This window comes from Geodermatophilus sp. FMUSA9-8 (genome assembly GCF_037034165.1).
GTDB classification, from domain to species: Bacteria; Actinomycetota; Actinomycetes; order Mycobacteriales; family Geodermatophilaceae; genus Geodermatophilus; species Geodermatophilus nigrescens.
Map to the genome: position 1 here is coordinate 200,609 of NZ_JBAGKE010000005.1, position 17,986 is coordinate 218,594.

Below are 17,986 nucleotides of genomic sequence, written 5' to 3' on the forward strand. Positions count from 1 at the left end.
AGGACCCGTGCACCCGCATGACGTATCCCTTCGGTGCCGTCGTCGGCATGGACGACATGCGGCTGGCCCTGCTGCTCAACGCCGTCTCCCCCGCCATCGGCGGCGTGCTGGTGCGCGGGGAGAAGGGCACGGCCAAGTCGACGACGGTGCGCGCGCTGGCCGCCGTCCTCCCGCCGGTCGCCGTCGTGCCCGGCTGCCGCTTCGCCTGCGACCCGGCCGCGCCCGACCCCGCCTGCCCCGACGGCCCGCACGAGCCCGGCGCGCCCGCACAGACCCGGCCCGCGCGGCTGGTCGAGCTGCCGGTCGGCGCGTCGGAGGACCGCGTCGTCGGCTCGCTGGACCTCGAGCGGGCGCTCACCGAGGGCGTGAAGGCCTTCGAGCCGGGGCTCCTCGCCGCCGCGCACCGCGGCGTCCTCTACGTCGACGAGGTCAACCTGCTGCACGACCACCTCGTCGACCTGCTGCTCGACGCCGCCGCGCTCGGCACCGCCTACGTGGAGCGCGAGGGCGTCTCGGTGCGGCACGCGGCCCGGTTCCTGCTGGTCGGGACGATGAATCCCGAGGAGGGCGAGCTGCGCCCGCAGCTGCTCGACCGGTTCGGCCTGACCGTCGAGGTGGCCGCGCCGCGCGACCCGGCGGTGCGCGCCGAGGTGGTCCGCCGGCGGTTCGCGTACGACGCCGACCCGGCCGGCTTCGCCGCGGCGTGGGCCGGCGAGGAGGCCGCGCTGGCGGAGCGGATCGCCGGCGCCCGGGCGCGGCTGCCGCACGTCGTCCTCTCCGACGCCGCCCTGCAGCAGGTCACCGCCGTGTGCGCCGCCTTCGACGTCGACGGGCTGCGCGCCGACCTGGTCACCGCCCGCGCCGCCGTCGCGCACGCCGCCTGGGCCGGCCGCGACGAGGTGACCGAGGACGACGTCCGGGTGGCCGCCCGCCTCGCCCTCCCCCACCGCCGGCGGCGCAACCCCTTCGACGCGCCGGGCCTCGACGACGACACGCTCGACCAGGCGCTCGAGGACTCCCGCCCCGAGCCCGGGCCCGACGAGGACCCGCCGCCGCCGCCGGACGGCCCCGACGACGACGGCGGCGGCGCGCCCCCGCCCCGGGACGACACCCCGCGCGCGGACGGCGACCCCTCCCCGGCGGAGGAAGGCCGATCGCGCGACGACGGCCCTCCCGACGAGGGTGAGGGACGCGGTGGAGCGCCGGCGGGCGAGCGGGCCGCGGTCGCGCCGTCGGACCCGTTCCGCGCGCGCCGGCTCGAGGTGCCCGGCGTGGGCGCCGGCGCGGCCGGGCGGCGGTCGAAGGCGCGCGCCGAGCGCGGACGGGTCGTGGGCTCCGTGCGCCCGAACGGCCCGGTGACCCGGCTGCACCTGGTCGGCACCGTGCTCGCCGCCGCGCCGCACCAGACCGCGCGCGGCCGCACCGGCCCCGGGCTGCGGGTGGCCCGCGAGGACCTGCGCCAGGCCACGCTCGAGGGCCGCGAGGGCAACCTCGTGCTGTTCGTCGTCGACGCCAGCGGGTCGATGGGCTCGCGGGCGCGGATGGGCGCGGTCAAGGGCGCGGTGCTGTCGCTGCTGCTCGACGCCTACCAGCGCCGCGACAAGGTCGGCCTGGTCACCTTCCGCGGCGCCGACGCCGGCCTCGCGCTGCCGCCCACCTGGTCGGTCGAGGCCGCGGCGGCCCGGCTGCGCGAGCTGCCCACCGGCGGGCGCACCCCGCTGGCCGCCGGCCTGCTGCGCGCCGCGGACACGCTCCGCGTGGAGCGGGTGCGCGACCCGCAGCGCCGGCCTCTGCTGGTCGTCGTCACCGACGGCCGCGCCACCGGGCCGCGCGGCACCGACGCCCTCGGCGCCGCGCACGCGGCCGCGCAGCGGCTGGCCGCCGACGGCACCGCCGCGGTGGTCGTCGACTGCGAGTCCGGGCCGGTCCGCCTGGGCCTGGCCGGCGTGCTGGGCGCGCACCTGGGCGCGCAGACGCTGCGGCTGGAGGAGCTCGCGGCCGAGTCGCTCGCCGCCACCGTCCGCTCCGTGCGAGAGGCCGCCTGATGCCGCAGGGACAGGTCACCGTCGTCCCGCAGGACGGGCTGACGACGCGGCAGCGCCGCAACCGGCCGCTGCTCGCCGTCCACACCGGGTCGATGAAGGGCAAGTCGACCGCCGCGTTCGGCATGGCGATGCGTGCGTGGAACCAGGGCTGGCCGATCGCGGTCTACCAGTTCGTCAAGAGCGCCAAGTGGAAGGTCGGCGAGGAGAACGCCCTCACCGCGCTCGGCCGGCTGCACGAGCAGACCGGCGAGGGCGGGCCGGTGGTCTGGCACAAGATGGGCTCGGGCTGGAGCTGGTCGCGCCGGCAGGGCACCGAGGTCGACCACGCCGCCGACGCCGCCGAGGGCTGGGCGCAGATCAAGCGCGACCTCGCCGCGGAGGCGCACCGCTTCTACGTCCTCGACGAGTTCACCTACCCGCTGAAGTGGGGCTGGGTGGACGTCGACGACGTCGTCGAGACGCTCGTGCACCGCCCGGGCACCCAGCACGTCGTCGTCACCGGGCGGGACGCGCCGCCCGCGCTGGTCGAGGCGGCCGACCTCGTCGTGGAGATGACGAAGGTGAAGCACCCGATGGACGCGGGCCAGAAGGGCCAGCGGGGGATCGAGTGGTGAACCCGCCGCGCCTGGTGGTCGCCGCCCCGTCGAGCAACGCGGGCAAGACGTCGGTGACCACGGGGCTGGTCGCGGCGCTCACCGCCCGCGGGCTCACCGTCTCGCCGCACAAGGTCGGCCCCGACTACATCGACCCCGGCTACGCCGGCCTGGCCGCCGGGCGCCCGGGCCGCAACCTCGACCCGTGGCTGGTCGGCGAGGAGCGGATCGCGCCGCTGTTCCTGCACGGCGCCCGCGGGGCCGACGTCGCCGTCGTCGAGGGGGTCATGGGCCTGTTCGACGGCGCCACGCACCCGCAGGTGGAGCCGGGCTTCGCCTCGACGGCGCACGTCGCGGGCCTGCTGCGCGCGCCGGTCGTGCTCGTCGTGGACGCCTCGTCGCAGGCGCGCAGCGTCGCGGCGCTGGTGCACGGGTTCGCCACCTTCGACCCCTCGGTGCGCATCGGCGGCGTGGTGCTCAACCGGGTCGGCAGCGACCGGCACGAGGCGATCCTGCGCGAGGCGCTCGGCGCCGCCGGCGTGCCCGTGCTCGGCGCGCTGCGGCGGATGGAGTCGCTGGCCACGCCGTCGCGGCACCTGGGCCTGGTGCCCGCGGCGGAGCGCTCGGCCGAGGCGCTGGCCACCGTGCGGCGCCTCGGCGAGGTGGTGGCCGCCGGGGTCGACCTCGAGGCCGTGCTGCGGCTGGCCCGCACCGCTCCCCCGCTGGCCGCGACGCCGTGGGACCCCGCCGCCGAGGTCACCCCCGTGGCCGGGCGGCCGCGGATCGCCGTCGCCGGCGGGCCCGCGTTCACCTTCGGCTACGCCGAGGACACCGAACTGCTCACCGCGGCCGGCGCCGAGGTGGTGACGGTCGACCCGCTGCGCGACGAGGCACTGCCCGAGCGCACCGCCGGGCTCGTCGTCGGCGGCGGCTTCCCCGAGGTCTACGCCGACGCGCTGTCGGCCAACGAGACCCTGCGGGCCGACGTCGCCGCGCTCGCCGCCCGCGGCGGGCCGATCGCCGCCGAGTGCGCCGGGCTGCTGTACCTGTCCCGCGAGCTCGACGGCGCGCCGATGTGCGGCGTCCTCGACGTCACCACGTCCATGACGCCGCGGCTGACGCTGGGCTACCGCGCCGCGGTGGCGGTCACCGACAGCGTGCTGGCCCCGGCCAGCACGCGGGTGCGCGGCCACGAGTTCCACCGCACCGCCGCCACCCCGCCCGCGGGGACGACGCCGGCCTGGCAGTGGTCGGCGGCCGGGCCCGAGGGGTTCGTCGCGGGCTCGGTGCACGCCTCCTACCTGCACCTCAACCGCGCCGGCAGCCCCCGGTTGACCGAGCGCCTCGTCACCGCCTGCGCCGCCGCGGCCGCGCGCGCCGACCGATCGGAGTCGCATGCACATCGCTGAGGGCTTCCTCCCGGCTCCGCACGCGATCGGCTGGACGGTCGCCGCCGCCCCCTTCGTCGTCCACGGCGCGCGCGCGGTGGTCAGGGAGGTGCGCGAGCGCCCGGAGTCCACCCTGCTGCTCGGCGCGGCCGGGGCGTTCACGTTCGTGCTCAGCGCGATCAAGCTGCCCTCGGTCACCGGCAGCTCCAGCCACCCGACGGGCACCGGGGCCGGGGCGGTGCTGTTCCGGCCGCCGGTGATGGCGCTGCTCGGCACGGTGGTCCTGCTGTTCCAGGCGCTGCTGCTCGCGCACGGCGGGCTGACGACGCTGGGCGCCAACGCGTTCGCCTTCGCCGTCGTCGGGCCGTGGGCCGGGTACGGCGCCTACCGGCTGGCCCGGTCGCTGGGCGCGGGCCTGCTGCCGGGCGTCTTCGTCGCCCTCGCGCTCGCCGACCTCGCCACCTACGTCACGACGTCGCTGCAGCTGGCGCTGGCCTTCCCCGACGCCGCCGGCGGGTTCGCCGGCGCGGCGGTCAAGTTCCTCGGCGTCTTCGCCGTCACCCAGGTGCCGCTGGCGGTCGCCGAGGGCCTGCTCGGCGTCCTGCTGTTCCGGGTGCTCACGGTCAACGCCCGCCCGGAGCTCGAGCGGCTCGGCCTGCTCCGCCCCGCTCCCCTCTCGACGACGGAGGAGGTCCGATGACCCGCCGCCGCGTCGTCACCGCGCTGCTCGTGCTCGCGGTGGTGGCCCTGTTCGCGCTGCCGCTGGTGCTCGACGGCGGTACCTCCGAGTACGCCGGCACCGACAGCCTGGCCACCGCGACGATCGAGGAGTCCGGCTACACGCCGTGGTTCGAGTCCGTGTTCAGCCCGTCGTCGAGCGAGGTCGAGTCCGGCCTGTTCGCGCTGCAGGCCGCGCTCGGCGGCGGCGTGCTCGGCTACGTCCTCGGGCGGCTGCGCGGCCGCCGGCAGGCCCGGGAGGCGAACCCGCCCGTCGAGGCGCCGTGACGGGCCTGGCCGTCGACGACGCCGCCTGGGCCAGCGCCTGGCGCACCCGCTCGCCGCTGGACAAGCTCGCCCTGTCCGCCGGGCTCGTCGTCTGCGCGCTCGTGCTGCCGGTGTGGCCCGGCGGCGTGCTCGTGGCGCTGGCCGCCGTCGCGCTGGCGCTGGGCCCCGCCCGCGTGCCGGCCCGCACGTTCGGGCGGGCGGTGCGCTGGCCGCTGGCCTTCGTCGCCGTCGGCGCGGTCACCGCCGTCGTGTCCGTCGACGGCGGCGGCCTGGGCTGGGCGCCCGACGCCGCCGCCCGCGCCGGCGAGCTGGTCGGGCACTCGGTCGCCGGCGGCGCGGCGGTGCTCCTGCTCGCCACCACCACGCCGATGAGCGACCTGCTGCCGGCGCTCACGAGGCTGCGCGTCCCGGCGGCCGTCGTCGAGGTCGCGTCGGTGACCTACCGGCTGCTGTTCGTGCTGCTGGAGAGCCTGCGCACCATCCGCGAGGCGCAGACCGCCCGGATGGGGCACGCCGGCTGGCGGCGGTCGCTGCGCTCGTCGGGGGCGCTGGCCGCCGCGGTGCTCACCCGCTCCTGGGACCGCGCCCGCCGCCTGCAGGAGGGCCTCGCCGGCCGCGGGATGGAGACCGGCCTGCGCGTGCTGCCCGAGGCCCGCCCCTCCTCGCCGGCGTTCCTCGCCGCGACCGGCGCGGGCCTCGCCGCCCTCGTCGCCGTCGGGGTCCTCGGCGCATGAGCCACCGCAGCCTGACCGCCGACGGGCTCGTCGTCGGCTACGAACGCGGTCGGCGGGTGCTCGACGGCGCCTCGCTGTCGATCCCCGCCGGGCGGCGGCTGGCGGTGCTGGGCGCGAACGGGTCGGGCAAGACGACGCTGCTGCGCTGCCTGTCCGGGGCGCTGCGCCCCGACGCCGGCGCGGTCGCCGTCGACGGCGCGCTGCTGCGGCACACCCGCGGCGGGCTGCGCGCGCACCGGCAGGAGGTGCAGCTGGTCCTGCAGGACCCCGACGACCAGCTGTTCAGCGCCTCGGTCGCCCAGGACGTCTCCTTCGGCCCGCTCAACCTCGGCCTGACCGACGACGAGGTGCGCACCCGGGTGGCCGAGGCGCTGGAGCTGCTCGCCGTCGACGGCCTGGCCGCCCGGCCCACCCACCAGCTGTCCTACGGCGAGCGCAAGCGCGTCGCGATCGCCGGCGCCGTCGCCATGCGCCCCTGCGTGCTGCTGCTCGACGAGCCGACGGCCGGCCTCGACCCCTCCGCCGTCGCCGAGGCGCTGGCCGCGCTGACCCGGCTGCAGGCGTCCGGGTCGACGGTCGTCATGAGCACCCACGACGTCGACCTGGCGCTCGCCTGGGCCGACGAGGTGGCCGTCGTCGTCGACCGGCGGGTGGTGCAGGGCGACCCCGCCGCCCTCCTCGCCGACGACGACCTGCTCGCCCGCGCGCGGCTGGGCCGGCCGTGGGCGCTGACCGTGGGCACCCGCCTGCGCGCGCTCGGCCTGCTCCCCGACGACGCGCCGCTCCCCCGCGACGCCGCCGCGCTGCTCGCCGCGCTCCCCGACCGCCCGGGTGTCTCCCCGTGGACGTGACCGTCGGCGTCGGCGCGGTCGCGGGGGTGTCGGCCGACGAGGTGCTCGCCGCCGTCGACGCCGCGCTGCCGGCCGGCGCCCGGGTGGCCGCGCTGGCCACCCTCGACACGCGCGCCGCCGAGCCGGGCCTGGCCGCCGCCGCGGCCGCCCGCGGCTGGCCGCTGACCGGGCACCCGGCCGCGCGGCTCGCCGCCGTGCCCGTCCCGACGCCGTCCGCCCGGGTCGCGGCCGCGGTGGGGACGGCGTCGGTGGCCGAGGCGGCGGCGCTGCTCGGCGGCGACCTGCTGGTGGTGCCCAAGACCGCGCACGGCCGGGTCACCGTCGCGGTCGCGGCCTCCCCCGACCTCCACCACCACGGCGACCTCGACCTCGCGCCCGGCCTCACCGACCTCGCCGTCAACGTCCGCGCCGGCAGCCCGCCGCCGTGGCTGCGCGAGGTGCTGCGGCGGGCGCTGGACGACGTCGCCGCCTATCCCGACCTGCGCCCGGCCCGCGCCGCGGCCGCCGCCGCGCACGGCCGCGACCCCGCCGAGGTGCTGCCAACCGCCGGCGCCGCCGAGGCGTTCGTGCTGCTCGCGCGGGCGCTGCGGCCCCGCCGCGCCGTCGTGGTGCACCCGTCGTTCACCGAGCCCGAGGCGGCCCTGCGCGCGGCCGGGCACCCCGTCGAGCGGCTGCTGCTGGACCCGCCGGCGCACCGGCTGGACCCGGCGGCGGTCCCCGCGGACGCCGACCTCGTCGTCCTCGGCAACCCGACCAACCCGACGTCGGTGCTGCACCCGGCGGACGACGTCGCCGCGCTCGCCCGCCCCGGCCGCGTGCTGCTGGTCGACGAGGCGTTCGCCGACACCGTGCCCGGCGAGCCGGAGTCGCTCGCGGCCCGCACCGACCTGCCCGGGCTGGTCGTGGTCCGCAGCCTGACCAAGACGTGGGGGCTGGCCGGGCTGCGCGTGGGCTACGCGCTCGGCCCGCGGGACCTGGTCGCCGCGATGGCCGACGCGCAGCCGCACTGGCCGCTGTCGACGCCGGCGATCGCCGCGCTGGCCGCCTGCACCACCCCGGCCGCGCGGGCCGAGGCCGACGCGGCCGCCCGCGAGCTCGCCGCGCACCGGGCCGCGCTGCTGGCCGCGCTCCCGCCCGGGCTCGTGGTCGCCGAGCCCCGCTCCTCGTTCGTCCTGCTGCGCGTGCCCGGCGGCGAGCGGGTGCGCGCCGCGCTGCGCGGGCGCGGCTGGGCGGTGCGCCGCGGGGACACCTTCCCCGGCCTGTCCCCCGACCACCTGCGGGTGGCCGTGCGCGACCCGGGGACCTCGCGTGCGTTCGCCGCGGACCTCGCTGCGATCCTTGACGACGCCGAGCAGTCCCTGGTCCCGATGCCGACGACGACGTCGCAGCAGGCCGCCGTCCCGGAGGAGCACCGCTGAGCGCCACGCCCGTCGACCCCGCGAGCGGGGTGGTCTACCCCGTCGGCCTGCGCCTGCTCGACCGCCGCGTCGTCGTGGTCGGCGGCGGCTCGGTCGCCCACCGCCGGGTGGCCGGGCTGCTCGAGGCCCGCGCCCGGGTGACCGTCGTCAGCCCCGAGGTCACCCCGGCGCTCGAGGCGCTGGTGGAGCCGGGCTCGCTGACCTGGGTGCGCCGCCGCTACGAGCCCGGCGACCTCGACGGCGCCTGGTACGCCGTGGCCGCCACCGACGACCCCGCCGTCAACGCCGCGGTGGCCGAGGAGGCCGAGCGGCTGCGGGTGTTCTGCGCCCGTGCCGACGACCGGTCGGCCTCCAGCGTGTGGACCCCGGCGGTCGGCCGGCAGGGCGACCTCGTGGTCGGCGTGCACGGCGGCGGCGACCCGCAGCGCGCGGTCGGCGTGCGCGACGCCGTCGTCGCCGGCCTGACCGACGGCAGCATCCGTGACCGCGCCGCCCGCGAGCCCGAGGGCGGGCGCACCGGCAGCGTCGTCCTCGTCGGCGGCGGTCCGGGCGACCCCGGGCTGGTCACCGTGCGGGGGCAGCAGGCGGTCGCCCAGGCCGACGTCGTCCTCGCCGACCACCTCGCGCCGCAGGGGCTGCTCGCCTCGCTGCCCCCGGAGGTCGAGGTCATCGACGCCTCGAAGCTGCCCCGCGGCCGGTCGATGGCGCAGGAGCAGATCAACGCGCTGCTCGTGGAGCACGCGCTGGCCGGCAAGCGGGTGGTGCGGCTCAAGGGCGGCGACCCGTTCGTCTTCGGCCGCGGCATGGAGGAGCTCGAGGCCTGCGTCGCCGCGGGCGTGCCGGTGGAGGTCGTGCCCGGCGTGACCAGCGCGATCGGCGTCCCGGGCCTCGCCGGCATCCCGGTCACCCACCGCGGGCTGACCCACGAGTTCGTCGTCGTGTCCGGGCACGTGCCGCCGGGGCACCCGCAGTCGCTGGTCGACTGGTCGGCGCTGGGCCGGCTGCGCGGCACGGTCGTGGTGCTGATGGGCGTCGACACCGCGCCGGCGATCGCCGCGGCGCTCGTCGAGCACGGCCGCGCGCCCGGCACGCCGGTCGCCGTGGTCGCCGACGGCTCGACGCCCACCCAGCGCGTCGTGCGCACGACGCTGGCCGGCCTCGCGCGGACCCTCGCCGACGAGGGCATCCGCCCGCCGGCGGTGTGGGTGGTCGGCGACGTGGTCGGTCTGGCTCCGCGGCTGGACCAGCCTCCGGCGTGAGGGCGGCTGCGTTCGCGCTCGCCCCGCTCCTGCTCGCGCAGGGCGCCGGGGTGCGGCGGCGGACGCCGGTGCTCCCGGAGGCGGCGGGCCCCCGCGCGGGCAGCGTCCCCGGGGACGGGCCGCCGCTCACCGCCGCGGTGCTCGGCGAGTCCACCGCCGCGGGGGTCGGGGTGGCCCGGCAAGAGGACGCGCTGGCCGGCCGGTTCGCCGCGGCGCTGGCCGCGGCGAGCGGGCGGGAGGTGCGCTGGCGGCTGTCGGCCCGCACCGGCACGACGGCGGCGCAGGCCACGCCGCGGCTGGTGCCGGGGCTCGCCGGGCCGCCGGCCGACGTCGTCCTGGTGGCGCTCGGCGTCAACGACACGCTGCGGCTGCGCTCGCCCGCCGCCTGGCTGCGCGACGTCACCGCCCTGCTCGACGCGCTCGCCCCGCTCACCGCGCCCGGCGGGGTCACCGTGCTCGCCGGGCTGCCCGACCTCGGCCGCTTCCCCACCCTGCCGCAGCCGCTGCGCGGCGTCCTCGCCCGGCAGGCCCGCGACCTCGACGCCGCGCTGGCCGGGCTGGCGCGGCCCGGGGTCCGGCACGCGCCGGCGCCGCCGCTGGACGGGCCGGGCCTGTTCGCCGACGACGGCTTCCACCCCGGCGCGGCCGCCTGCCGGCTGTGGGCCGACGCGCTCGCGCGGGTCGCGCTCGCCGCGCCGTCGTAGCGTTGCCACTGCGGATGTAGCAGTCCTACTATCTCGCCACCGACAGATCGGAGGCGACGATGCCCCGTCCCGACAGTCCCGACGACCCGGTGGTCGACGTCCGCGGCCTGCGGATGGCCTACGGCACGAACGAGGTGCTGACCGGCGTCGACCTCACCGTCTCCGCGGGCGAGGTGGTCTGCCTGCTCGGCCCGAACGGCGCCGGCAAGACCACGACGATCGAGATCCTGGAGGGCTTCCGCGCCCCCTCCGCGGGCACCGTCCGGGTGCTCGGCGAGGACCCGATGCGGGCCGGCGACGCCTGGCGGGCCCGGGTGGGGGTGGTGCTGCAGTCCTGGCGCGACCACGCCCGCTGGACCCCGCGCCGCCTGCTCACCCAGCTCGGCGACTACTACGCGCCGTACTCCACGCCCGAGCGCCCGCGGCCCTACGAGGTCGGCTGGCTGCTGGACACCGTCGGGCTCACCGAGCACGCCGACCGCAAGATCGTCGGGCTCTCCGGCGGCCAGCGGCGCCGGCTCGACGTCGCGGTGGGCATCATCGGCCGCCCCGAGCTGCTGTTCCTCGACGAGCCGACGGCGGGCTTCGACCCGCAGGCCCGCCGCGACTTTCACGACCTCGTGCACCGGCTGTCCGACCTCGAGGGCACCACGATCCTGCTGACCACGCACGACCTCGCCGAGGCGGAGAAGCTGGCCGACCGGATCCTCATCCTGGCCGGCGGCCGGATCGTCGCCGACGGCAGCGCCGACGAGCTGGGCCGCCAGGTCGCCGGCAGGTCGGAGGTGCGCTGGGCCTGCGGCGCCGAGCACTTCGTGCACCCGACCGACGACGTCGTCGCCTTCGTCCGCCGCCTGTTCGAGCAGCACGGCGGGGAGCTCACCGACCTCGAGGTGCGTCGAGCGAGCCTCGAGGACACCTACCTGGCCATGGTGCAGCGGTTCGAGTCCGGCGCCCGGACCGAGCCGGTGCTCGAGGAGGTCGTGCGATGAACCCGACCCGGCACGCGATCGGCCTGGGCCTGCGCCGCGGCTGGACGGAGTTCCTGCAGAGCGTGCGCAGCCCGCAGGACCAGGGCTTCTACCTGTTCACGGCGGTCGGCACGGTGCTGCTGCTGTGGTTCAACCGGGACAACGAGATCGGCGACTCGGGGATCTTCTACCCGACCTACGCACTGCCGAGCATCCTCGGCGCCCTGGTGGCCTTCGGCGTGGTCATCGGCCCCGCGTTCGCCCTGGCGATGGAGCGCGAGGACGGCACGCTGCTGCGGCACAAGGCGCTGCCGCACGGCATGCAGGGCTACGTGACCGGGCAGCTCACCTACCACTCGCTGAGCCTGCTGCCCTCGCTGCTGACCATCCTCGTGCCGAGCCTGCTGCTGTTCGACGGGCTCATGTCCGGCGGGGCCGCCGGCTGGCTGACCGTGGCGTGGGTCGTCGTCCTGGGCCTGCTGGCCACGCTGCCGCTCGGCATGGTGCTCGGCTCGGTCGTGCCCGGCACGCAGAAGGTGGGCACCTGGGGGATGCTGCCGGTCCTCACGCTGACCGCGATCTCGGGGATCTTCTTCCCGCTGCAGGCGCTGTGGGGCTGGGTGCAGGGCCTCGCGCAGGTCTTCCCCGTCTACTGGATCGGCCTGGGCCTGCGGTCGGCCTTCCTCCCCGACGCGGCGGTGACCCTCGAGGTGGGCGACTCCTGGCGCACCGGGCTCACGGTGCTGGTGCTCGCCGCCTGGGCCGTGGCCGGCGCGCTGGTCACCCCGCGGGTGCTGCGCCGGATGGCCCGCCGGCAGTCCGGCTCCACGGTCGAGGCGGCCCGCGAGGCGTCTCTGCAGTGGGTGCGGTGAGCGGCGACCGCGACGCGGTCTACAACCGGATCGCCCTCCTGCGCGCCGAGCAGGGGGTGACCCGGCGCGACCTGGCCGACGCGCTCGGCGTGCACTACCAGACGGTCGGCTACCTGGAGCGCGGCGAGTACAACCCCAGCCTGCACCTGGCGCTGCGCATCGCGGAGTTCTTCGGGCTGCCGGTGGAGGTCGTCTTCTCCACCCGGCCGTTCCCGCGGATCAGCGACGCCGCCCGCCCGGCCGATCCCCCCGCCGCGGCCGGCTGACGCTCAGACGACGTCGGCGAAGACGACGGTGTTGTCCTCGCTGGCGCCGGCCTCCTCGTCGTACTCCCCGCCGCAGGTGACCAGCGCGAGGTCGGCGCCCTCCGGGTGGCCGTTGAGCGCCTCGGCCAGCGCGGGCGTGGCCTTGTCCAGGCCGGTCACCGGCTCGCCGAGGACCCGCAACCGGAGCACCGCGCCGCCGGCGTCGACGAGCACCACCTCGTCGCCGGCGGACAGCCCGGGCAGCGGGTCGAAGACGGCGCCGCCGTCCGCCCCGGCGTGACCGAGGAGGACGGCCATCCGCCCGGAGCCGGGCGCGGGCCCGTCGGACCACCACGACGTCGTCCGCATCGACGCCGGCACGCCGTAGCCGTCGACGGCCTCCCCGGTGAAGGGGTTCTCGTACCGCACGGTGCCGCGGGTCTCGACGGCGGTGTCGACGCCGATGGCCGGGATGGCGATGCGCGCCGGGACGACGGGCCCGTCGGCCGGGGCGCCCGCGGCGGGGAGGGCGGGCACCTCCCCGGTCGCCGGGACGGCCGGGAGGGAGACCGCCGGCGGCGCGGCGGCGTCGGCCGCCGGGCGTCCGGTCCAGACGAACACCCCGGCCCCGGCGAGCAGGACGACGAGGAAGGCCAGCAGCGGCAGCCGCTGGCCGGAGAGCTCACGGGCGACGGACCGCACGGGACCGCACCCGGGAGACGGCGGCGCCGGTGGCGCCGGCGACCAGCACGCCGCCGCCGAGCAGCGCGAGCGGCACGCCACCGGCGTCGTCGGACCGGGGGGCCGCGACGGTCCCCACGGCCCCGTCGCCGCCGGTCGGCGCGTAGCCCAGGTACCGCACGGGGTGCTCGCCCGCCGGCGTCGCGGCGGGCGCGGCCGGTGGCGGCGCCTCGTGCGCCGGCTCCGGCGCGGGTGTCCCGGGAGCGGCCGGCAGCGTGGGCAGGCAGGCCTGGAAGGCGGCGAGCAGCTCCTCGACGTCGGTGGCCACCTGCCCGGCGGCGGGGCCGAGGGGAGCCGGGTCGAGCGCCGGCGGCTGCCCGGACGCGAGCCCGGTCAGCGCGCCCTGCAGCCCCGCGACCAGGTCCTGCACCGCCGCCGCCGGGTCCTGCGACAGCACCCCGTCCAGCAGGCCCCGGACGCCGTCGGCCACACCCTGGACGCAGTGCTCCGGCACGCCGAGGGGGGTGAGCGCGGACTGCAGGCCGGACACGAGCTCCTGCGGGAGCGGCGGCACCGGGCCCTCCTCCGCGGGGGCCGGTCCGGCGGGCGGCTGCTCGCCGGCGCCGGCGCCGGCGCCGGGCAGCGGCAGCGGCAGGGCGTCGGCGCCGGGGGCCGGCGGCGGGGCGGCGTCGTCCCCGCCCTGCCCGTCCCCGCCCTGCTCCTCCCCGCCCTGGCCGGTGACCGCCTGCTCGAGCGTGGTCACGACCTCCTCGAGCGGCGCCGGCGCGTCGCCCGGTGCGGCCGCGGCCACGCCGGGCACCCCGACGACCGCGGCGGCCAGACCGGTGACGAGCAGCGCCCGGCGGCCGCGCGGCCTGCGGGTCGGGGAGCGGTGCGAGGACGGCGACAACGGGACCCCCAGGGGATGTCAGGACAGGAGCGGCGTTCCTGTCCCGGGGGAACGACCGTGACAGCGATCGGTGACGGACCCCTCCGTCCTCCCGGTCCGCCGTACCACTCCGTAGCTGACCGGTGACCCCGCTCAGATGTTGGCGGCGTCCGGCGGCGGCGCGTCCGGCAGCGGCGCGGCGACGCCGGTGCCCCCGGCCGGGGTCGCGGGCATGCCGACCGTGTAGCTGGTCATCGACAGCGAGCCGTACGCGTAGCCGTCGACGAGGACGTCCGCCGTCGTGCCCGTGGCCGCCGCGATGCCCGCCAGGTACAGCAGCGGCAGGAAGTGGTCGGGCGTGGGGACGGCGAGGTCGAAGTCGCGGTGCCCGTCGAGCCGGGTCACCGACGCGGGGTCGGTGAGCAGGCACTCGCGGGCGGCGTCGTCGAAGCGCCGGGCCCAGTCGAAGCCGGCGTCGGGCATGGCCCGGCTGACCCCGCCGAGGTTGTGCACGACGTTGCCGCTGCCGACGACCAGCACGCCGTCCTCGCGCAGCGGCGCGAGCGCGGCACCCAGCTGGAAGTGGTGGTCGGCGCCCTTGAGCGCGTTGATCGACAGCTGCGCCACCGGGACGTCGGCGTCGGGGAAGGCGTGCCGCAGCACCGACCAGGCGCCGTGGTCGATGCCCCAGCTGTCCACGTCGGCGCCCACCCAGGTGGGGGCGACGACGTCGGCCACCTGCTCCTGCAGCTCGGGCAGGCCGGGCGCCGGGTACTCGACGTCGAAGAGCTCCGGCGGGAAGCCGAAGAAGTCGTGGATGGTGCGCGGCCGCGGCATCGCGGTCACCGCCGTGGCGTGCACGTACCAGTGCGCCGACACGACGAGGACGGCGCGCGGGCGCGGGACGGCGCGGCCGAGCGCCGCCCAGGCCTCGGTGTAGCGGTTGCGCTCGAGCGCGTTCATCGGGTTGCCGTGGCCGATGAAGGCAGCGGGCATGACGGTCACTCGGTTCTCCCCCTCCGTCGTCGGCGCGCTCCCGACCGGATCATCGCCTCCCCGGCTCCGGAGCGCGAGGGGCGGCGAGGACGGCGGCCCGCCCGGCCGGGGGCAGCCGGCGCAGCAGCGGGGACAGCCGGCGGGCGCCCGGGCCCTCGCGGCCGGCGACGTCGCCGGGGTTGGACAGCGCGCAGGAGGCGAGCGACAGGCAGCCGCAGCCGATGCACGACGTCAGCCCGTCGCGCAGCTGCTCGAGGGCGGCGATCTGCCTGTCGAGCCGGTCGCGCCAGTCGCGCGAGAGCCGCTCCCAGTCGCGGGCCGACGGGGTGCGCCCGCCGGGCAGCGAGGCCAGCGCGGCGCGGATCTCCGGGAGCGACAGCCCGACGTTCTGGGCCGCGCGGACGAAGGCCAGGCGGCGCAGCACCGAGCGCGGGTAGCGGCGCGCGCCGCCCGGCGCCCGCTCGGCGGTGATCAGGCCCTCGGCCTCGTAGTGGCGCAGCGCCGAGTGGGCCAGGCCCGAGCGGGCGGCCACCTCCCCGATCGCGAGCAGCTCCACGGCACCCCCTTGACCTGAAGTCGACTTCAGGTCCGAGCGTAGCCCCATGACACCCACCGCCCTGGTCACCGGCGCCTCCCGCGGGCTCGGCCTGGCCCTCACCGCCGCCCTGACGCGCCGCGGCACGCGCGTCGTCGTCGACGCCCGCGACGCCGCCCGGCTCGCCGCCGCCGTCGGCGCCCTCCCCCACCGCGACCTGGTGACCGCGCTGCCCGGCGACGTCACCGACCCCGCCCACCGCGCCGCCCTCGCCCGCGCCGCCGGCGACCGGCTCGACCTGCTGGTGCTCAACGCCTCCGCCCTCGGCCCGGCACCGCTGCCGCGCCTGGCCGACCTCCCGCCCGCCGCGTTCGAGGAGGTGCTGCGGGTGAACGCCGTCGCGCCGCTCGCCCTCGTGCAGGCCGCGCTGCCGGCCCTCGAGCGCGCCGGCGGCACCGTCGTGTCGGTGAGCAGCGACGCCGCCGTCGAGGCCTACGAGGGCTGGGGCGGCTACGGCGCGAGCAAGGCCGCACTGGACCTGCTCACCGCCGTCCTCGCCGTCGAGCACCCCGGCCTGCGCGTGCTCGCCGTCGACCCCGGCGACATGGCCACCGACATGCACGCCGCCGCCGACCCGGACGCCGACCCCGCCGGCCTGGCCGACCCGGCCGACGTCGCGGCCGCGCTGCTGGACCTGCTGGACGGCGACGTCGCGGGCCCGCGGGTGCGGCTGGCCGACCTGACGCCGGCGGCGCGGCCGTGACCGCCGCGCAGGCGTCGGTCCCCGTGGGGGCGGTGCCGATGGGCTCGGTGGCCACCGGGCCGCCGGAGCGCCGCGGCCTGGCCCGCGACGGCGTGCGGCTCCTGGCCGTCCGCCCGGGCAGCCTCACCTCCGCCCGCTTCCGCGACCTGCCCGACCTGCTGGAGCCCGGCGACCTGCTGGTCGTGAACACCTCCGCGACGCTGCCCGCCCGGCTGACCGCCCGCCGCGCCGACGGCTCCCCCGCACCGCTGCACGTGTCGACGGCGCTCGACGACGGCTCGTGGGTGGTCGAGGTGCGCCGCCCGGACGACGACGGCCCCGAAACGCGGCTGGAGCCCGGCACCGCGCTCGACCTGCCCGGCGGGGTGCGCCTGGTGCTGCGCGCGGGCTTCCCCGACCCGGGGACGCCCGGGCGGCTGTGGCGTGCGCGCGCGACCCCCGCGGTGGCGGTGCCCGCGTACCTGGCGCGGCACGGCGAGCCGGTGCGTTACGGGTACCTGACGGCGCCGGTGGCCCTCGCCGACGTCCGCAACGTCTACGCCACCCAGCCCGGCAGCGCGGAGAACGCCAGCGCCGGGCGCCCGTTCACCGACCGGCTGCTCGTCCGGCTGATGGCCCGCGGCGTCCCGGTGGTCCCGCTGGTGCTGCACGCCGGCGTCTCCAGCCCGGAGGTCCACGAGCCGCCGGCACCCGAGCGCTACCGCGTCCCGGAGGTCACCGCCCGGCTGGTGACGGCGACGCGGGACGCCGGGCGGCGGGTGGTCGCCGTCGGCACCACGGCCACCCGGGCGCTGGAGACCGTCACCGGCGAGGACGGCGTGACCCGCCCCGGCGAGGGCTGGACCGACCTCGTCCTCGGCCCGGAGCGGCCGGCGCGCGCGGTGACCGGCCTGCTCACCGGGCTGCACGCGCCGGAGGCGAGCCACCTGCAGCTGCTGCGGTCGGTGGCCGGCGGGGACCTGGTGGCCCGCGCCTACCGCGCCGCGGCCGAGGGCGGGTACCTGTGGCACGATTTCGGCGACTCCATGCTGTTTCTGCCCTGAGCCTCAGGCGGGCAGGTGGCAGACGGCCTCCAGGTTGATGCCGTGCGGGTCGTCGACGAAGCCGCCGTAGTAGTCGTCGTGGTACTCGGGACGCACGGCGGGCGCCTCGCGCTCCCGGGCCCCCGCCGCCAGCGCCGCCTCGTGGAAGACCCGCACCTCCTCACGGGTGTCGACGGTGAAGGCAAGGTGCATGTTCGTGCCGACCGTCCCCTCGTCGACGAGCCAGAAGTACGGCTTGCGGTCCGGCCAGCCGTAGCCGGTCATCGCCGGCCGCGTCCCGTCCGGGTCGGCGGGGATCACCAGCATCTTGGTGATGCCGATCGAGGCCAGCACCGGGTCGTAGAAGGCCACCGCCGCGGCGAGGTCGGGGACGGCGATGTTGAGGTGGTCGATGCGGGAACCGGAGCGGTCGATCACGGGATCCTCCTGGTGGTTGCGCTGTCCGGGATGACTCTCCGCTGGAGTATCTTCACCGTCAAGGCATCGAGGGGAGGCGCCGTGCCCGAGGAGCGGGACCCCGGGGAGCACCGCGAGCGGCTGCTCCTCGGGCTGCGCGCCTTCGCGGGCGCCTACGCCGAGCTGACGCGGAGCTTCGCCGGGTGGCTGGGGCTGCACGCCACCGACGCGCGCGCCCTCGTCGAGATCCTCACGGCCGAGGACGGCGGCGTCCCGCTGTCCCCCGCGCGGCTGGCCGAGCGGCTGGGCCTGTCGTCCGGGGCGACGGCGACCCTCCTCAACCGCCTCGAGGACGCGGGGTACGTGGTGCGGTCCCGGGAGCACGCCGACCGCCGGGTGGTCACCGTCCGGGCGCACGCGACGATCGCCCCGGCGGCGCGCGACTACTTCACGCCGCTGGCCCGCCGGCTCGACGCGATGCTGGCCGGGTACCGCGACGAGGACCTGGCCCGCAGCGGCGACCTGCTGGCGGACCTCGAGACCACGATGGCCGCGGTGCTCGCCGACGCCGCGGCCCGCCCTCCCCGGGAGGCCTGAC

The 17,986-nt window shown here is 78.1% G+C and carries 21 protein-coding genes; 16 read left to right on the plus strand and 5 right to left on the minus strand.

Features of this window, described 5'->3' with window-relative positions:
- Window positions 1-17 precede the first annotated feature (17 nt).
- The 13 genes from WA616_RS12690 to WA616_RS12750 are packed head-to-tail and all read left to right on the plus strand — an operon-like array spanning window position 18 to window position 12,106.
- Window positions 18-2,045 (plus strand): putative cobaltochelatase, encoded by a 2,028-nt coding sequence (locus WA616_RS12690; protein WP_336030293.1) that lies wholly within the window; start codon window positions 18-20, stop codon window positions 2,043-2,045.
- Window positions 2,045-2,659: a cob(I)yrinic acid a,c-diamide adenosyltransferase gene (cobO, locus tag WA616_RS12695; protein ID WP_336030294.1), complete on the plus strand. Its 615-nt coding sequence runs from the start codon at window positions 2,045-2,047 to the stop codon at window positions 2,657-2,659. Before WA616_RS12690 ends, cobO begins: the two co-directional genes overlap by 1 nt.
- The gene (locus WA616_RS12700) at window positions 2,656-4,047 is read left to right on the plus strand and encodes a cobyrinate a,c-diamide synthase (RefSeq protein ID WP_336030295.1); all 1,392 of its coding nucleotides are present in this window, start codon (window positions 2,656-2,658) and stop codon (window positions 4,045-4,047) included. Before cobO ends, WA616_RS12700 begins: the two co-directional genes overlap by 4 nt.
- Window positions 4,034-4,726 (plus strand): energy-coupling factor ABC transporter permease, encoded by a 693-nt coding sequence (locus tag WA616_RS12705; protein WP_336030297.1) that lies wholly within the window; start codon window positions 4,034-4,036, stop codon window positions 4,724-4,726. Before WA616_RS12700 ends, WA616_RS12705 begins: the two co-directional genes overlap by 14 nt.
- Entirely contained in the window at window positions 4,723-5,031 is a 309-nt protein-coding gene (locus tag WA616_RS12710; RefSeq protein WP_336030299.1) for an energy-coupling factor ABC transporter substrate-binding protein, read from the plus strand. Before WA616_RS12705 ends, WA616_RS12710 begins: the two co-directional genes overlap by 4 nt.
- Window positions 5,028-5,765, plus strand: coding sequence for a cobalt ECF transporter T component CbiQ (gene cbiQ / locus WA616_RS12715; RefSeq protein WP_336030300.1), 738 nt, complete (start codon window positions 5,028-5,030; stop codon window positions 5,763-5,765). Before WA616_RS12710 ends, cbiQ begins: the two co-directional genes overlap by 4 nt.
- Complete coding sequence (locus WA616_RS12720) at window positions 5,762-6,616, plus strand: energy-coupling factor ABC transporter ATP-binding protein (protein WP_336030301.1); 855 nt, start codon at window positions 5,762-5,764, stop codon at window positions 6,614-6,616. The genes cbiQ and WA616_RS12720 overlap by 4 nt, the downstream gene beginning before the upstream one ends.
- Window positions 6,607-8,034: an Rv2231c family pyridoxal phosphate-dependent protein CobC gene (gene cobC / locus WA616_RS12725; RefSeq protein WP_336030303.1), complete on the plus strand. Its 1,428-nt coding sequence runs from the start codon at window positions 6,607-6,609 to the stop codon at window positions 8,032-8,034. Before WA616_RS12720 ends, cobC begins: the two co-directional genes overlap by 10 nt.
- Before the next feature lie 29 nt (window positions 8,035-8,063).
- Window positions 8,064-9,293 (plus strand): uroporphyrinogen-III C-methyltransferase, encoded by a 1,230-nt coding sequence (cobA, locus tag WA616_RS12730; RefSeq protein WP_336030305.1) that lies wholly within the window; start codon window positions 8,064-8,066, stop codon window positions 9,291-9,293.
- On the plus strand, window positions 9,290-9,997 hold the full coding sequence (locus WA616_RS12735; protein ID WP_336030306.1) for an SGNH/GDSL hydrolase family protein: 708 nt from the start codon (window positions 9,290-9,292) through the stop codon (window positions 9,995-9,997). Before cobA ends, WA616_RS12735 begins: the two co-directional genes overlap by 4 nt.
- A 59-nt stretch (window positions 9,998-10,056) precedes the next feature.
- Window positions 10,057-10,989 carry an ABC transporter ATP-binding protein gene (locus WA616_RS12740; RefSeq protein WP_336030307.1) on the plus strand — a complete coding sequence of 311 codons (933 nt, stop codon included), beginning with the start codon at window positions 10,057-10,059 and terminating at the stop codon, window positions 10,987-10,989.
- On the plus strand, window positions 10,986-11,840 hold the full coding sequence (locus WA616_RS12745; RefSeq protein ID WP_336030308.1) for an ABC transporter permease: 855 nt from the start codon (window positions 10,986-10,988) through the stop codon (window positions 11,838-11,840). The genes WA616_RS12740 and WA616_RS12745 overlap by 4 nt, the downstream gene beginning before the upstream one ends.
- Window positions 11,837-12,106, plus strand: a complete 270-nt coding sequence (locus WA616_RS12750; protein WP_073419454.1) for a helix-turn-helix transcriptional regulator — start codon at window positions 11,837-11,839, stop codon at window positions 12,104-12,106. The genes WA616_RS12745 and WA616_RS12750 overlap by 4 nt, the downstream gene beginning before the upstream one ends.
- Window positions 12,107-12,109: 3 nt before the next feature.
- Here the strand turns inward: WA616_RS12750 and WA616_RS12755 are convergent, their stop codons facing one another.
- From WA616_RS12755 to soxR, 4 genes are all read right to left on the minus strand, one after another.
- The gene (locus WA616_RS12755; protein WP_336030309.1) at window positions 12,110-12,787 is read right to left on the minus strand and encodes a class F sortase; all 678 of its coding nucleotides are present in this window, start codon (window positions 12,785-12,787) and stop codon (window positions 12,110-12,112) included.
- Window positions 12,768-13,676 (minus strand): hypothetical protein, encoded by a 909-nt coding sequence (locus tag WA616_RS12760; RefSeq protein ID WP_336030310.1) that lies wholly within the window; start codon window positions 13,674-13,676, stop codon window positions 12,768-12,770. Before WA616_RS12760 ends, WA616_RS12755 begins: the two co-directional genes overlap by 20 nt.
- 132 nt (window positions 13,677-13,808) lie before the next feature.
- Window positions 13,809-14,651 carry a 4,5-DOPA dioxygenase extradiol gene (gene ygiD, locus WA616_RS12765; RefSeq protein ID WP_336030494.1) on the minus strand — a complete coding sequence of 281 codons (843 nt, stop codon included), beginning with the start codon at window positions 14,649-14,651 and terminating at the stop codon, window positions 13,809-13,811.
- Between the two features lie 49 nt (window positions 14,652-14,700).
- Complete coding sequence (gene soxR, locus WA616_RS12770; RefSeq protein WP_336030311.1) at window positions 14,701-15,207, minus strand: redox-sensitive transcriptional activator SoxR; 507 nt, start codon at window positions 15,205-15,207, stop codon at window positions 14,701-14,703.
- 46 nt (window positions 15,208-15,253) lie between these two features.
- On the opposite strand from soxR, the gene WA616_RS12775 reads away from it, so the two are divergent.
- Together WA616_RS12775 and WA616_RS12780 are read left to right on the plus strand one after the other, a co-directional pair.
- Window positions 15,254-15,949, plus strand: a complete 696-nt coding sequence (locus tag WA616_RS12775) for an SDR family NAD(P)-dependent oxidoreductase (protein ID WP_336030312.1) — start codon at window positions 15,254-15,256, stop codon at window positions 15,947-15,949.
- Entirely contained in the window at window positions 15,946-16,992 is a 1,047-nt protein-coding gene (locus tag WA616_RS12780; protein ID WP_336030314.1) for an S-adenosylmethionine:tRNA ribosyltransferase-isomerase, read from the plus strand. The genes WA616_RS12775 and WA616_RS12780 overlap by 4 nt, the downstream gene beginning before the upstream one ends.
- 3 nt (window positions 16,993-16,995) lie before the next feature.
- Here the strand turns inward: WA616_RS12780 and WA616_RS12785 are convergent, their stop codons facing one another.
- Window positions 16,996-17,409: a VOC family protein gene (locus WA616_RS12785; RefSeq protein WP_336030315.1), complete on the minus strand. Its 414-nt coding sequence runs from the start codon at window positions 17,407-17,409 to the stop codon at window positions 16,996-16,998.
- Window positions 17,410-17,490: 81 nt separating this feature from the next.
- Here WA616_RS12785 and WA616_RS12790 point away from each other — a divergent pair, with 81 nt between their 5' ends.
- Window positions 17,491-17,985 carry a MarR family winged helix-turn-helix transcriptional regulator gene (locus WA616_RS12790; RefSeq protein ID WP_336030316.1) on the plus strand — a complete coding sequence of 165 codons (495 nt, stop codon included), beginning with the start codon at window positions 17,491-17,493 and terminating at the stop codon, window positions 17,983-17,985.
- Window position 17,986 lies beyond the last annotated feature (1 nt).

Coding starts and splice junctions, on each gene's coding strand:
- WA616_RS12690 (WP_336030293.1), top strand. CDS start 18: ATGACGTATCCCTTCGGTGCCGTCGTCGGCATGGACGACATGCGGCTG.
- WA616_RS12775 (WP_336030312.1), top strand. CDS start 15,254: ATGACACCCACCGCCCTGGTCACCGGCGCCTCCCGCGGGCTCGGCCTG.
- WA616_RS12745 (WP_336030308.1), top strand. CDS start 10,986: ATGAACCCGACCCGGCACGCGATCGGCCTGGGCCTGCGCCGCGGCTGG.
- cobO (WP_336030294.1), top strand. CDS start 2,045: ATGCCGCAGGGACAGGTCACCGTCGTCCCGCAGGACGGGCTGACGACG.
- WA616_RS12740 (WP_336030307.1), top strand. CDS start 10,057: ATGCCCCGTCCCGACAGTCCCGACGACCCGGTGGTCGACGTCCGCGGC.
- WA616_RS12710 (WP_336030299.1), top strand. CDS start 4,723: ATGACCCGCCGCCGCGTCGTCACCGCGCTGCTCGTGCTCGCGGTGGTG.
- WA616_RS12705 (WP_336030297.1), top strand. CDS start 4,034: ATGCACATCGCTGAGGGCTTCCTCCCGGCTCCGCACGCGATCGGCTGG.
- WA616_RS12720 (WP_336030301.1), top strand. CDS start 5,762: ATGAGCCACCGCAGCCTGACCGCCGACGGGCTCGTCGTCGGCTACGAA.
- ygiD (WP_336030494.1), bottom strand. CDS start 14,651: ATGCCCGCTGCCTTCATCGGCCACGGCAACCCGATGAACGCGCTCGAG.